The following is a 13336-nucleotide window of genomic DNA, read 5'->3' on the forward strand; positions in this document are numbered from 1 at the left end:
ATTACGATTTTTTCATTCTTCCTTTTATATTTTAGCTGATAGTAAAACACAAATCAAGAGTTTGTGAAAAATTAAGCGAAAAGAGAGTATATATATCCTACTCTGTTTCTAACATTTTTACTGCAGAACTTGTTCCAATTCGATCACATCCTGCATCCAGAAACATTTCTAAATCTTCTCGACTCTTTACTCCTCCGGCCGCTTTCATTTTTACATTAGGACCAATGTTCTTAGAAAACAGACGAATATCCTCAATTGTTGCACCATCTGTTCCAAAGCCTGTAGAAGTCTTAATATAGTCTGCTTTTGCATTTGTAACACATTGGCATAATTTAATCTTTTCTTCTTCAGTAAGATAGCAGGTTTCCACAATTACTTTCAGAACTTTATCACCGGCGGCCTCTTTTAATGTCCTAATTTCTGTTTCTACTTTATCAAAATGTCCATTTTTTACGTCCCCGATATTAATAACCATATCCACTTCATTGCAACCCTTTGCAATGGCATCTTTTACTTCAAATACCTTTGTTTCTGTGGTATTATAGCCAAGCGGGAATCCAATTACAGTACAAATATTAATTTTATCGCCATAAGTTTCCTTGATTCTCTCAATATAAGATGGTGGAATACATACAGAAGCGGTATTATACTCAATTGCTTCATCACAAAGTTTTTTAATATCTTCCCATGTACAAAATGCCTTTAACTGCGTGTGATCAATATGTCTTAAGATTTCCTGTTTTGTCATTGCTTTTTCTCCTTTTATTTTTCATATATCATTAGGCGTTTGCGAAACGCCACAAGTCGCATAAATACGTCATTTTTTTGTTGTTAAAAATAAAAATCTCCTCACGGTTTGTGATATAATGGAGTTGACTAGAAACCATAAATCACGCCCCGAAAGGAGATATGTCTATGATACCACAAAAACAACTCTCTTTGGCAGATATTTTTGAAGATTGTAAAGATATTTATGAATCTGACAAACCTCATTTCCTTACTCTGCTCGAAAATCACATTGACCTTGATAAAATTATTCCGACTTCTTTTTACAAGCATTACTACGCATCCACTGGAAGAAATCGTAAATATCCTTTGCATGCAATGCTTTGGGCTTTGATTATTCAACGCCTCTTTTCTATTCCAACAGATTCCCTCCTGTTAATCTTCCTTCATTATTCCAGACATCTGAGGGAATTCTGTGGCTTTACTAAAGTTCCTGACGCTTCAAAAATCACTCGTTTCAAACAGGATTTTTTAATGGACTTACAATCAGTTTTTGATAATCTCGTAGATATCACAGAACCAATCTGCCAGGACATTAACGGTAATCTCGCCTCTATGCTTTTGTTTGATACTTCAGGGATTAAAGCATATGTGACTGAAAACAATCCCAAATACGCCAACCGCATTATTAAACAGCTTAAGTCCTATGCTAAAGCTCATAACTTCGATGATTCTTATGATCCTTACAAGGCAGCCTATGCCTCTATGCCTGCATCCGCCGCTGCTAACCATGAAGTAAAGCAACAGTATGTGAATGGTCATTTCTGCTATGCTTATAAATTTGGCATTACGACCAATGGACTTGGCATTGTTCGCTCCATTGATTTTTATAACAAGGATTATCTGGATTCTCACCCTGACATCATTGTTGAAAAGAAATCAAAATCTCCTGATGAAGATAAATCACTTGCCGATTCGAAAGCCTTGATTCCAACCCTTAAAGATTTCAAAGAACGGCACCCTCTTATCAATCCCAAGATATTTCTTGGGGATGCTGCCTTTGATACGATTGAAATCTACAAATCCTTATTTGAAGATTTTAAATTTCAAAAAGCATTTATTCCTTTAAAGGTAAAACTTTCACTGGATAACGTGGATTATACATTCAATGAAAATGGTATTCCCTGCTGTCCTCATGATCCTTCACTCCCTATGAAACGGGAAGGTAGCAAGTCTCACTTAAGAAGTAATCTTCCGACCATGAAATTTGTGTGTCCCAAAATGAAATGGGAATACAATCGTGAAGACAAATCAAAACGACGGGTGTGCCACTGCGATAATCCATGTACAACTTCTTCCTGTGGCAGAATGATTTACGTTTATCCCGAAAAAAACCTTAGAGCATACCCCGGCGTGGAGCGTGGCTCACAGGAATGGGATGACACTTACAAAATCCGAGTAAATGTTGAAAAATCAATCAACCACTTTAAAGACAGTTTTTGTGTCGCTAACCGAAAAACAACAAACGAAAAAACACTTCATGCAGATTTACTTCTTGCTGGTATATCACAGTTATTAACTGTAGTTGTTGCCGACAAAATCCATCAACGACAATACATCAGAAGTTTAAAATCTTTCATAGCCTAGGACTTACCAACTCCATAAAGCCGAGGGCTTATTAAAGTGCGCCTAAAATGTCCGGTTATCCACTTTTTATTCCAGGATTCGTGCTAAGCACGAATCCTTCCCTGTTTAAGTTCAAGATTGCGAACGAGCATCGCGAGTTTCGCAATTACCTATTCATATATCATAAAGTAAAAATTATTATTTATATCTTAATTATCCATTTCCATCATTTCTGCAAGATTTTCGTATAATTTTAAATACTTGGTAAAAATCTTCTCATATTTTTTATGATTTTCCATGTTTGGTTCAATCTTTACATCTGTATGCACCATTTCATCTGCTGCTTTTTGAAAATCACCCTCATATAAAGCGCTTGCAGCAGCTACAACTCCACATCCAAGAACTCCTGCCTGCAATTCTTTATTTACAATAATCGGTTTACCTGTTACATCAGAAATAATCTGCATCCATAAACGATTTTTTGTAACACCGCCGCATCCGATCAAGGTATTTACTGGATAACCTTGATCATCAAAGTTTTTAATAATATTTGCTGTTCCAAATGCGACTGCTTCCAATAATGCACGATATAAATGGGCTTTTGTATGTGTTAATTTTAATCCATAATAAACACCTTTTGCTCTTGCCGTTTTATATGGAGTACGATTTCCCTGAAAGAAATCTAATGCTACTAAACCATCACATCCTATAGGAATTTCTTCTGCCTGGCGAATAATTGTTTCATAACTATCTCCTTGATAGAAATTATTCTGATACCAGTCAAGTACAGAAGCAGCAGAAATTTGTCCACCTTCCAAGAGCCATAACTTGTCAATAACTGCTCCATCATATGGACCCCATATTCCTTTATACTCTTTTTTTTCTTCAGCAAGACAAAGATGTACAAAACTCGTTCCCATAATAACACCTATTTTATTTGGAACAATAACATTTAATCCAAACATTGCCATATGTGCATCTACTCCACCTTGAACAATAATCATATCTGGGTTCAAATCAAATTCTCTTGCAAATTCTGGAGAGATTTTTCCAAGGTAGGTTCCAATCTTGTCTACTCGTGTTACCATTTTTTCTTCATAATCCTCTAATCCAATTGCTTCCATGAAGTCTTTTTGATAACCACCTTCGGATTCCACATAATTCCATTTACAGGTTGCCTGACATATAGAAGAACTTAATACACCACATAGTTTATAATTAAGGTAGTCAAGCTGTTCAATAATTTTATAACTTCTATTATAAATATCTTTCTGATTTTCTTTAATCCATAATACTTTAGGAATCATCCATTCTGGAGAATCTGCATCACCACAATATTTTAATACAGGATGCTTCGTTGCATTTATACGATCTGCTTGATCTACCGCACGATTATCCATCCATAAAATGGCAGGAGAAAGCGGATTGATATCTTCATTTACAGGTACAACTGTAGATGAAGTGGCACATACACAACCTGAAACTATATTTTTTCTCTGCTCTTCTGTAATTTCATTTAAACAATCTCTTAATGCTTCTTTCAAACCAACCCACCAATGCTCAGCATTCTGTTCTGCACGTCCGGGAACTGGATATTCGGTTGGATGTTCTACTTCGTGCATTGCAATAAATTGTCCATGATCATCTGTAATTCCTACACGAACACCGTGTGTTCCCGCATCTACACCCATAAAATATTTACTCATTTGTAACCTCCCTGTTCACTTTTTCTTCTTTACCTAATAATATTTACTCCTGTCCATTTGGATAAAACATAATTTTGCTAAAGAAGAACTTCTCTGTGGCAATCTTTTCAAACATTGCTGGTGCTTCATCTAAAGATAAACGGTGGCTAATGATATCTTTTGCTGTCATTCCATGATTTTCATATAAATCTACCGCACCCGTCCAATCACTTCCTGGGAATGGTTTTCCAAAGGAATTCCAGGAACCTTTAATGGAAAGTTCTCTTCGTAAAATCTTATCTACTTCTTTTTCGGATAGTTCTAATCCCTGATGGGAAATTCCTAAAAATACAACCTTGCCAAGTTTTGCTGCGGAATTAATTGCAGCCTTCTGACAAATCGGTGCACCGGAATAATCAATAACGATATCTGCTCCATTACCACCCGTTGCTTCCATAACTTTTGCGACCGCATCTTCTTTCATTGAATTAATAACAACATCGGCTCCGTTCTTCTTCGCCATCTCTAACTTTTCTTCCCAGACATCAACAGCGATAATCTTTGAAGCGCCTTTGATCTTTGCATACTGAACTGCAAAAAGCCCAATTGGACCTGCACCGTAAACACAAACAGAATCGCCTGGTTTAAATTCACCAATCATCATGCTATGTAATGCATTGGCACAAGGATCTGTTGTAGCTGCATCTTCATAAGAGACTTTATCATCTACTTTCAGAAGATTTCCTTCCTTTACTGCGATATATTGAGCAAATGCACCATCTCTTCTTGAACCATAATAATCATAGTCTTCACAAAGAGAATATTCTCCTATCTCACAATATTTACATTTGAAACATGGAATCAGCGGTGGACAGGTTACTTTATCCCCTACTTTAAATTTGGTTACATCAGCACCTGTTTCAACAATCTGTCCTCCAAATTCATGCCCTACAATAATCGGAGAAACATGTGCTCCATATTGGTTCACTCTAGGAATATCAGAACCACAGACACCAACAGCCATCACCTTGATCAGGCATTCATCTGATGCATAAGACGGAATATCTACTTCTTCTACTCTTAAATCTCTTGGTGCATACATTCTTACTGCTTTCATTGTTCAGCCCTCCATAATGCAATTTGTTGCAAATATAATATATTATTAATATTTATTTCACCTTGTTGTAATCATATCATCTATAAAGAATTATGTCAACAGAAAAATAAAATTATTTTCTATATATGTTTATAAATGAAATTTGTTGCATATATAAAATCTTAAACCACGTATTTGTATATAAAACACGTATGTCTTTTGTAAAATGTTTGAAAATAGTGTTATTTTCTCTTTTTTCACTTTACAACAACGAAATAAATCGTTACAATACGCTTGAAGACTATATTTAAGAATTGAAAATATTTACAGGTTATAATTGTAAAAAGGAGAATAAACAGCTATGGAAAGTTTAAGAGCAAAAAAAGGCTTTATCTGCGATATGGATGGTGTAATTTATCATGGAAATCAACTTCTTCCGGGTGTAAAAGAGTTTGTTGAATGGTTACAAAAAGAGGAAAAACAATTTCTTTTTCTTACAAATGCAAGCAGTCGCTCGCCCAAAGAATTACAGAATAAATTATATCGTATGGGATTGGAAATTGGAGAGGAACATTTTTACACAAGTGCATTAGCTACAGCGAAGTTTTTACAATCTCAGGCTCCGGGCTGCAGCGCTTATGTGATTGGAGATCATGGACTTTATAATGCTTTATATGATGCCGGAATTACAATTAATGATGTGGATCCGGATTATGTTGTTGTAGGAGAAACTGTAACTTATGGTTATGAACATATTATTACTGCCATGAATCTTGTAAATAAAGGTGCCCGATTAATTGCAACAAATACTGACATTACTGGTCCTATTGAGGGTGGTATCGCACCTGCCTGTCGTGCTTTTGTTGCACCGATTGAAGCAACTACAGGAAAAAAGGCTTATTATGTCGGTAAACCGAATCCATTAATGATGCGTACGGGTTTACAAATTTTAGGTGTGCACTCTTCGGAGGCAGTAATGATTGGTGATAGAATGGATACAGATATTATTGCTGGTATTGAAACTGGTCTTGATACTGCTTTAGTACTTTCAGGAGTATCCACAAGAGCAACTATCAAAGAATTTCCATATCGCCCAAGACTTATTTTAAATGGGGTAGGAGATATTGCGATCTAATTATTTTTGAAGATTGCGATAAGGCGTGTAGCAATCTGGTATCAAACGCGTTCCTATAAGGAATCAAAAGAAAAAAATAAGAACCGCCTGTCATAGCGGCTATCTTTATAGTTACTATGACAGGCGGTTCTTATTTTAATTACGTTTTCCAGAATTCCGAAACCATCTTTCACTCTTTCCCTGGTCTGTAATCCGATTTAAATCAACTCTTCCGGATATTCCCGGACAAAATCCATTAGACGTAAATTGCTGAAGGTCTGCTCCCTTATGAACATCGTAGCGAGGATTATATTTTCCATTATTTAATCCATAACGAGCTTCCCACCACGCACAATTCCTTGGTCGTCTGTAAATTACTTGTTTATACATTTCGTACTCTGAGTACATCGTATAAAGCATCATTTTATGTCGTTGTCTCTTTAAAAAATCGAGAGATTTTTCTATATCTGCTTCTGCATTGCCTGATTCCACATCAAGCACATACCCTACAAAATGTTTTTCTATTCGTTCTCTACAGACCTCGACTAAAAATCTGGTTTGGTCAACTTCTTTTCCTCGGTTTAGAAATGCATACAACCAATATGGAATTCCTCTTTTTTCACATTCTTTTATATTAGTGTATAATGTTTTATCGATATAGGAAATCCCCTGTGTCGCTTTCATAATAAGAAAGGGACAGCTTCTTTTAACAGTATCCCAGTTTCGTACTGGGTGATAATGACTGATATCTGGATAATATTTACTCATAACATGTTCCAAAACACTTTGCCAAACCTGTTTTATTTATTAATATGCAAATCAGTGCATTTTGATTTTAAAATTTAAAAACAGAATCCTTTTATCTATGCGATCATTCCTCTGATGCTTCCCCTCATCTTTCGAACAAAGGAAAGGATTAATCCGGCTGCCGCAAAAGTAAGTATCGTCTTACTTCCTGTAAAAGCATCTAAGATCCATCTTCCACCCTCACCTTCTATACCGTTATATCCAAGAGAAAGAAAGCCATCAATAAATGGGGCAAGTATCGTAATAATTAGAAATAATCCGAAGGCAAAAATGCCTCTTCCGGTGTCAATATTTCTAAGAACACCCATATCCATTACTTTTTTAGAACCTAAAATCCATAAGGCTTCTATAATTCCAAAAAGAATGAAAAAGGCACTGCCTCCAACAAATATAATACTATTAATGTCTCTTGAGGAAGGAAGTTCCATAATTGCGCCTATGCTTGTATAATTGAAGACATTTCTAAAAATCTGCAGTACAATTCCAAGCATCAGAAGTGCACAGAGCCAATGAAGTCCTGTAAAAAGCAGATTTCCGGCTGTTTTTACACTCTTTCCTACAACAGTTCCGGCTGTAGAAGCCGCGCTTGATACAGCATCTCCACCAGCACTTAAAGCGGAGCGGCGCTTTCTTTTTGTCTGAGTGGTTCTTGTATTTCTTGAAGAACCTCCTCTTTTATTTTTAATTGTAACTTTTACATTCTTCTGCTGCTGATTCTCCTTTTGCGCATCTTCTTCATTATATACTTTATATTCTGCATCCATAGATTCATTATTACCTGCTACTTCTTTCGGAAGTGGAGCTCCACAGTTATTGCAGAAGTTTCCCTCTGTCTGTGCGCCACAATTCTTACAAATCATTGTTCTTCACCTCATTTCAAATATCTTGTATCATCATATACTAATTTTGTAAAAAAGAAAAGGGGCAAAGTTTCCTGATTTTTACCGGGTTCATTTTATACACTACTACGTTTGATTTTCTTTATCTACTTGTCGTTATAATATCTCTCTTTGTGCAAATGGTTCCAAATTATTATTACATTCATTTATGCACGCTTATAAAGAATTGGAACATCATATCCAAACGTTCTTTTTCCATTTACTTCCATACTCTCGGCTACTTCCAAACCTGTCTCTGAAAAACGTTCCCACAATTTAAACTTCATAACCGGTGTAAACTGGCTTGTACTTCCACCTTCCCAAATACCATCATTTTCAACATATAATGCCGGTGTAAATTTTTCCGACTTCTTCAATTCACTATATTCTACCGGCAGCATGGAATCATACGTAAATGTATTTTTATCTGCTCCCGCCGGTATTTCATAAGATGAAAGTAAAATTCCTTCCTTTTCCTCTGTAAATAAAAAAATATGGGGAGATGCATGTTTCTTTCCATTTGTTTCATAATAGCTTTCTTCTACAAGAAACTTTCCCTGAAAATCCACTGGAAGATTTTTAATCTTGTCATTACAGACTGTATTAACATGCTCGGCATATGGATATATTTTTCCCGCTTTTTGCATCTCTTCAAACTGCTCTTTATTATTAAAATATCCTGTTATAAGCTTCATAAACATCTCAAGATTTGATCTCTTTTTTTTATTATTTAACATAATTCTGCCTCCATTTATTTATTACAATATATCACAGCCATCTGTATTTATACAGCCTTTTGGTGCATATTTTTCAAACAGCCAGTCTTCTAATGTATTTAAGTTTTCATCTGAATGTTCAACCTCTCGCGCATATCGCCAGGAAATTTCTTCCACATCTTTCATGAAAAGTTTTTTTCCATTCTCTAACCAACGAACGATTAAAAATTCCTGAATCCAGCGAGCGGAAAATAATGCCAGTTCCATTTTAGAACAAACCATATCGTCGTAAACAGCTCCGCAAAAATATGTATAAACAAAGAACATCAGCAATTGTTCGCCTATATTTTTCCACTCTTCTTTATGAATACTCAACAAACCATACATTTCGTGAAATTCATTACAAATGTGATGATAATTCTCTTTCGTTGTCTTATAAAGCCATTTATCAGCCCCATCAAGCACTTGATTCCATTCCGGACGCAGGCGTTCCAGATGCCGAAGAATCTGTAATTCTTCTTTTTGCCGTTCCCATTGATGAAGAGATGCGGCATTAACCCCCTTTCCTGCAAGGCATTTCAATACGAATTCCTGCAAATGACCTTCTTTCTGATAACGCTTACATTCTCGCAAAAGATTATCAATATCAAATTCTCGCTGTTCCTCCATACAGATTTGGTAACTTTCTGCCAGCTGTTCACAAACTTCCATACGGAGCGTCAATGAAATAGAACGATCTTGCAAAATAGAAAACAGAACATCTCTAGTATCTTCTAACTGGGAAAACATCATAAAATCAAACTCTTCAAAATCGTCTTCCTCATCTGTTTCTTCTTCTAGAAATCGAACAGGTTCTTTACAGGACAAAATGATTTTTGCTGCTTCTGGACAAGAAAGTGATAAGGATAATTCTCTAAGCCCTTCATATTCTTCCGTATGTCTTGGATAGGATTTACAGGTATCACAGAGCGCATCGGGTCCTAATGCTTTATAAAGATCACACAAACTTTCCTCATTTAAAAACGCACACCGACGGTTATTCTGATAAAAGCACTCCTTTTCCCAATCAATTGAATTACGCAGATGTCTTCCAAATTCGCCTGCCTCTTTTCCGTAACGTTCCAAAGATTCTTCATCGATCATAATCTGCCATCCTGCACAGCAGGTATCTGGGCAATCTCCTGCTGTGCAGATAAACTTGTCATAAAAATGTGGTTTTAAATATTTCATCTTTTTTCCTTTTCTTTTCAAAATTTTCATAAATAATTCGTTTTTTCTGTACAAATAGAACAGACTATATTATAGCGCAAAAAAACAAATTTTGAAATCCATATGATGTTTTATCTTGATGAATCCGAATCTATTAATAATCATTTTGTCCAAAATAAAAAGGAACTATCTATTTTCTGATAGCCCCTTTTTATTATTCTTCTTATTATTCTGTTGCCTGAATCGCATCATATCCAGTTTCTTTCGTACGAATCTTTTGAGCATGACGAACCTCATACGTAAATATCTTACCATCGCCAGGTTCTCCTGTATAGGCAGCTTTTTCAATCGCTTCAATCGTTTTTGCTTCCCATTCTTCTGAAGAAACAACGATTTCAAACTTAATTTTAGGCTGCATCTGCATATCAACCTGCATACCACGAACAATTTCTTTATATCCTCGCTGGATACCACATCCCATTACCTGGGATACAGTAAGACCATTTACACCAATCGCATTTAAAGCGGCTTTTACATCTTCAAATTTATCTTCTCTGACATAAGCCTCAACTTTTATCATCATATTTCTATTCCTCCTGTTTTTCTGAAATTGCATACGAATAGTATTTATATTACTGGTCAAGTCCGTTAAAGGATGGATAAGCGCTCTCTCCATGTTCAGAAATATCAAGACCAACCTGTTCTTCACGAACACTTACACGTAATGGAGTAAATATTCTGACAATTGCAACACAAATTAATGTACCGACAACAGCAACGGCAATCGTAAATATAATTCCGATAATCTGTGCAGCAAATAAATGATAATCTCCATAAATCAGACCATCCCACTTTGCGACAGGATTAATGGAAGACTTAGTAAAAATACCAGTTGCAATACCACCCCAGATTCCGCCAATACCATGACATCCAAAAGCATCTAACGCATCATCTATCTTTAATTTTTTCTTAATAAATCCTACACCAAAGTAACAGATTGGACTGACTAACGCACCGATAATAAAGGATGCCCATATTGGAACAAATCCTGCTCCAGGTGTGATAGCGACAAGTCCTACAACTAATCCTGTTGAAGCACCAACTAATGTAGTTTTTTTGTTTTTTACTACATCAATAAACATCCAGGACAGAAGAGCTGCTGCTGCAGAAATAGCCGAAGTCATAAATGCGTGCGCTGCCAGTCCGTCAGCTTTTAATGCACTGCCTGCATTAAAACCAAACCAGCCAAACCAAAGGAGCGTTGCTCCAAGGACAACAGAAGGGATGTTGTGAATTCGATAAGTCGTATGTTCATAGCCTCGTCTTCTTCCGAGAATAATGGCAAGTACTAAGGCACTTACTCCTGAACTGATATGAACAACATCTCCGCCGGCAAAGTCAACAGAACCGATTGCCGCAAGAAATCCTCCCTCGCCCCACACCATGTGTGCCATAGGATAGTAGACAATAACTGACCATATTGCTACAAAAAGAAATAATGCTTTAAATTTCATACGACCAACTAAGGAACCAGTGATCAAAGCCGGGGTAATCATAGCAAACATCATCTGAAATGCACAAAATACAAGATGAGGAATACTATCTGCATAAGGTCCTGCGCTCATTCCAACATTATTTAAACCAAACCAGCGGAAATCACCGATAATTCCTGCATGATTTCCTCCAAAAGCTAACGAATAACCAAAAAGCGTCCACATTACAACAGAAAGCCCCATAATAGCAATACATGCCATAATTGTATTACAAACATTTTTTCTTCGAACTAAACCACCATAAAAGAATGCAAGCCCCGGTGTCATAAAAAAGACAAGCGCTGCACATATCATCATAAAAGCTGTATCTCCTGTATTCATAATTATTTATGTCCTTTCTTCTCTTTCTTTGATGATTCATCATTAATTAAAAAATATTCCGGAAAATAAAAAAGGCGCCTAAAGTATAATTATTATACTTCAGACACCCTTGTCATGCTTCGAATATTATCATATATTTAATCTTTTTTCAAGAGAAAATAATTAAAAAGCTCATGTTTGGTTAATTTTATTAATAAATAGAAACTATTCACCTAATTTTTCAGACAATATTTTGGCAGCATCTTCAATGCAGCCAGGACAAGAACGAAGTACCTTGCCTGTATCCATTCCTTTTAATTCCCGGCAAATTGTAGAACCATTTTTCTTGCGGAAACTATCATTTAATTCTCTTACTTTTTTATAAGTATCTGCTTTAGAAACTGGCGCTTCCAAATCGCCACAACTATTCGCCATTCCCATAATAAGAGCCATTCCTGTCACCGCTCCACAAGTTCCGTAAGTATCACTGACACCAAGACCAAGACCTTCTGATACCTTGAATGCCGTTTCCTCATCTAGTCCTGCTTTGTCACAAAATGCACATACGATTGCCTGTGCACAATTATATCCTTTTTTATGATATTCTGCGGCTCTTTCTGCTCTGTTCATTTGTAAAATCCTCCCTTTATACCTCATTCATGTACTTTATATTAAAATCTTTCGTTGTTAGTTTAACACAATCTCATATATCCTGCATAGTGAAAAATATTCTCATAAAATATTAATTATACACCTAGCTCTTCGAGAAACGCCTCGCAGCCTTCAATGAGATCTTCGTAAGTTTCATCAAAATTACCCGTATACCATGGGTCTGCAATATCCCTTTTCTTCCCTGCAAATTCCAGTAAAAGATGCACTTTATGCTTCGGATCATGATTAATAATGCGTTTTACATTATTGATATTCCATTTATCCATGCATAACAGATAATCATAAACTTCATAATCCTGTTTCGTCAGCTGTCTTGCCTGCCTCTTTGTATGAGGAATTTCCATTGCATCAAGCTTTGCCCTCGCCCCCGGATGCATCGGATTTCCAATTTCTTCACGACTGGTAGCACAAGAAGAGATTTGGAAAGAATCTTCTAATCCTCTTTTTTTTACCATATCTTTTAGAATAAATTCACCCATCGGAGAGCGACATATATTGCCGTGGCATATGAATAATACTTTAATCATAACTTTTATAACCTCGCATTTCTTAATATTTAGTGATTTTTAGTTACTTTTTGACACATTGTTAAAAAATTTGTTTGGGATATCTAAGTATAATATAGCATATTATGACCGCGAAAAGGTGTAAAATAAGCTGCATATTTTTATATTTTACACCTTGCTATTTTCAATTAAAAATTATCATTATACAATCCGAATTCGGGCAACTTCTTTTCCGGCATCTTTAAGATTTACATGCGTATATGTATTTAGCGTTACGCTGATATCTGAGTGGCCCATCAAATATTACAATGCTTTTGGATTCATTCCGGATTTTGCCATATTTGAACAATAGGTGTGTCGGCATACATATGGATGTGTCAAGTATAGGACAAAAAAAATTTTATTTTTTTCTGCCGAAGACTATCTGACGCTTCCATCAGGTAGTCCC

The 13336-nt window shown here is 35.9% G+C and carries 12 protein-coding genes and 2 pseudogenes; 2 read left to right on the forward strand and 12 right to left on the reverse strand.

What is annotated here, in order from left to right; translation table 11 throughout:
- Window positions 1-97: 97 nt before the first annotated feature.
- Window positions 98-748, reverse strand: coding sequence for a deoxyribose-phosphate aldolase (deoC, locus tag EHLA_RS06945; protein ID WP_096239989.1), 651 nt, complete (start codon window positions 746-748; stop codon window positions 98-100).
- 167 nt (window positions 749-915) lie between these two features.
- Here deoC and EHLA_RS06950 point away from each other — a divergent pair.
- Window positions 916-2305 (forward strand): annotated as a pseudogene (locus EHLA_RS06950) (transposase).
- A 256-nt stretch (window positions 2306-2561) separates the two neighbouring features.
- On the opposite strand, the gene EHLA_RS06955 reads toward EHLA_RS06950, so the two are convergent.
- Both EHLA_RS06955 and EHLA_RS06960 read right to left on the reverse strand, forming a co-directional pair.
- Window positions 2562-4058, reverse strand: a complete 1497-nt coding sequence (locus EHLA_RS06955; protein ID WP_096239991.1) for an FGGY-family carbohydrate kinase — start codon at window positions 4056-4058, stop codon at window positions 2562-2564.
- A gap of 43 nt (window positions 4059-4101) precedes the next feature.
- Window positions 4102-5154: a galactitol-1-phosphate 5-dehydrogenase gene (locus EHLA_RS06960; RefSeq protein WP_096239993.1), complete on the reverse strand. Its 1053-nt coding sequence runs from the start codon at window positions 5152-5154 to the stop codon at window positions 4102-4104.
- Between the two features lie 340 nt (window positions 5155-5494).
- Between EHLA_RS06960 and EHLA_RS06965 the strand changes: the two genes are divergently transcribed.
- Entirely contained in the window at window positions 5495-6268 is a 774-nt protein-coding gene (locus EHLA_RS06965; RefSeq protein ID WP_096239995.1) for an HAD-IIA family hydrolase, read from the forward strand.
- 135 nt (window positions 6269-6403) lie between these two features.
- Here the strand turns inward: EHLA_RS06965 and EHLA_RS06970 are convergent, their stop codons facing one another.
- The 9 genes and pseudogenes from EHLA_RS06970 to EHLA_RS16215 all read right to left on the reverse strand — a co-directional run.
- Window positions 6404-7015, reverse strand: coding sequence for a GH25 family lysozyme (locus tag EHLA_RS06970; RefSeq protein ID WP_096239996.1), 612 nt, complete (start codon window positions 7013-7015; stop codon window positions 6404-6406).
- A gap of 95 nt (window positions 7016-7110) precedes the next feature.
- Window positions 7111-7914, reverse strand: a complete 804-nt coding sequence (locus EHLA_RS06975; protein ID WP_096239998.1) for a zinc ribbon domain-containing protein — start codon at window positions 7912-7914, stop codon at window positions 7111-7113.
- Between the two features lie 185 nt (window positions 7915-8099).
- The gene (locus EHLA_RS06980; protein WP_021906166.1) at window positions 8100-8669 is read right to left on the reverse strand and encodes a hypothetical protein; all 570 of its coding nucleotides are present in this window, start codon (window positions 8667-8669) and stop codon (window positions 8100-8102) included.
- A gap of 21 nt (window positions 8670-8690) precedes the next feature.
- Window positions 8691-9878, reverse strand: coding sequence for a flagellin lysine-N-methylase (gene fliB / locus EHLA_RS06985; protein ID WP_021906165.1), 1188 nt, complete (start codon window positions 9876-9878; stop codon window positions 8691-8693).
- Window positions 9879-10083: 205 nt separating this feature from the next.
- Complete coding sequence (locus tag EHLA_RS06990) at window positions 10084-10440, reverse strand: P-II family nitrogen regulator (RefSeq protein WP_096240000.1); 357 nt, start codon at window positions 10438-10440, stop codon at window positions 10084-10086.
- Between the two features lie 49 nt (window positions 10441-10489).
- Window positions 10490-11731, reverse strand: a complete 1242-nt coding sequence (locus EHLA_RS06995) for an ammonium transporter (protein ID WP_096240002.1) — start codon at window positions 11729-11731, stop codon at window positions 10490-10492.
- A gap of 204 nt (window positions 11732-11935) precedes the next feature.
- Complete coding sequence (locus EHLA_RS07000) at window positions 11936-12340, reverse strand: C-GCAxxG-C-C family protein (protein ID WP_021906162.1); 405 nt, start codon at window positions 12338-12340, stop codon at window positions 11936-11938.
- A gap of 116 nt (window positions 12341-12456) precedes the next feature.
- On the reverse strand, window positions 12457-12909 hold the full coding sequence (locus tag EHLA_RS07005; RefSeq protein WP_096240003.1) for a low molecular weight protein-tyrosine-phosphatase: 453 nt from the start codon (window positions 12907-12909) through the stop codon (window positions 12457-12459).
- A 180-nt stretch (window positions 12910-13089) separates the two neighbouring features.
- Window positions 13090-13260 (reverse strand): annotated as a pseudogene (locus EHLA_RS16215) (tyrosine-type recombinase/integrase); the annotation flags it as partial.
- Between the last annotated feature and the right edge of the window lie 76 nt (window positions 13261-13336).

The organism is Anaerobutyricum hallii, from assembly GCF_900209925.1.
Lineage (GTDB): Bacteria > Bacillota > Clostridia > Lachnospirales > Lachnospiraceae > Anaerobutyricum > Anaerobutyricum soehngenii.

What these genes read in the sequence shown, in the direction of transcription:
- EHLA_RS06990 (WP_096240000.1), bottom strand. Translation starts at nt 10,440, where the DNA reads ATGATGATAAAAGTTGAGGCTTATGTCAGAGAAGATAAATTTGAAGAT.
- EHLA_RS06970 (WP_096239996.1), bottom strand. Translation starts at nt 7,015, where the DNA reads ATGAGTAAATATTATCCAGATATCAGTCATTATCACCCAGTACGAAAC.
- EHLA_RS06960 (WP_096239993.1), bottom strand. Translation starts at nt 5,154, where the DNA reads ATGAAAGCAGTAAGAATGTATGCACCAAGAGATTTAAGAGTAGAAGAA.
- EHLA_RS07005 (WP_096240003.1), bottom strand. Translation starts at nt 12,909, where the DNA reads ATGATTAAAGTATTATTCATATGCCACGGCAATATATGTCGCTCTCCG.
- EHLA_RS06965 (WP_096239995.1), top strand. Translation starts at nt 5,495, where the DNA reads ATGGAAAGTTTAAGAGCAAAAAAAGGCTTTATCTGCGATATGGATGGT.
- EHLA_RS06955 (WP_096239991.1), bottom strand. Translation starts at nt 4,058, where the DNA reads ATGAGTAAATATTTTATGGGTGTAGATGCGGGAACACACGGTGTTCGT.
- EHLA_RS06995 (WP_096240002.1), bottom strand. Translation starts at nt 11,731, where the DNA reads ATGAATACAGGAGATACAGCTTTTATGATGATATGTGCAGCGCTTGTC.
- fliB (WP_021906165.1), bottom strand. Translation starts at nt 9,878, where the DNA reads ATGAAATATTTAAAACCACATTTTTATGACAAGTTTATCTGCACAGCA.
- EHLA_RS06975 (WP_096239998.1), bottom strand. Translation starts at nt 7,914, where the DNA reads ATGATTTGTAAGAATTGTGGCGCACAGACAGAGGGAAACTTCTGCAAT.
- EHLA_RS06980 (WP_021906166.1), bottom strand. Translation starts at nt 8,669, where the DNA reads ATGTTAAATAATAAAAAAAAGAGATCAAATCTTGAGATGTTTATGAAG.
- EHLA_RS07000 (WP_021906162.1), bottom strand. Translation starts at nt 12,340, where the DNA reads ATGAACAGAGCAGAAAGAGCCGCAGAATATCATAAAAAAGGATATAAT.
- deoC (WP_096239989.1), bottom strand. Translation starts at nt 748, where the DNA reads ATGACAAAACAGGAAATCTTAAGACATATTGATCACACGCAGTTAAAG.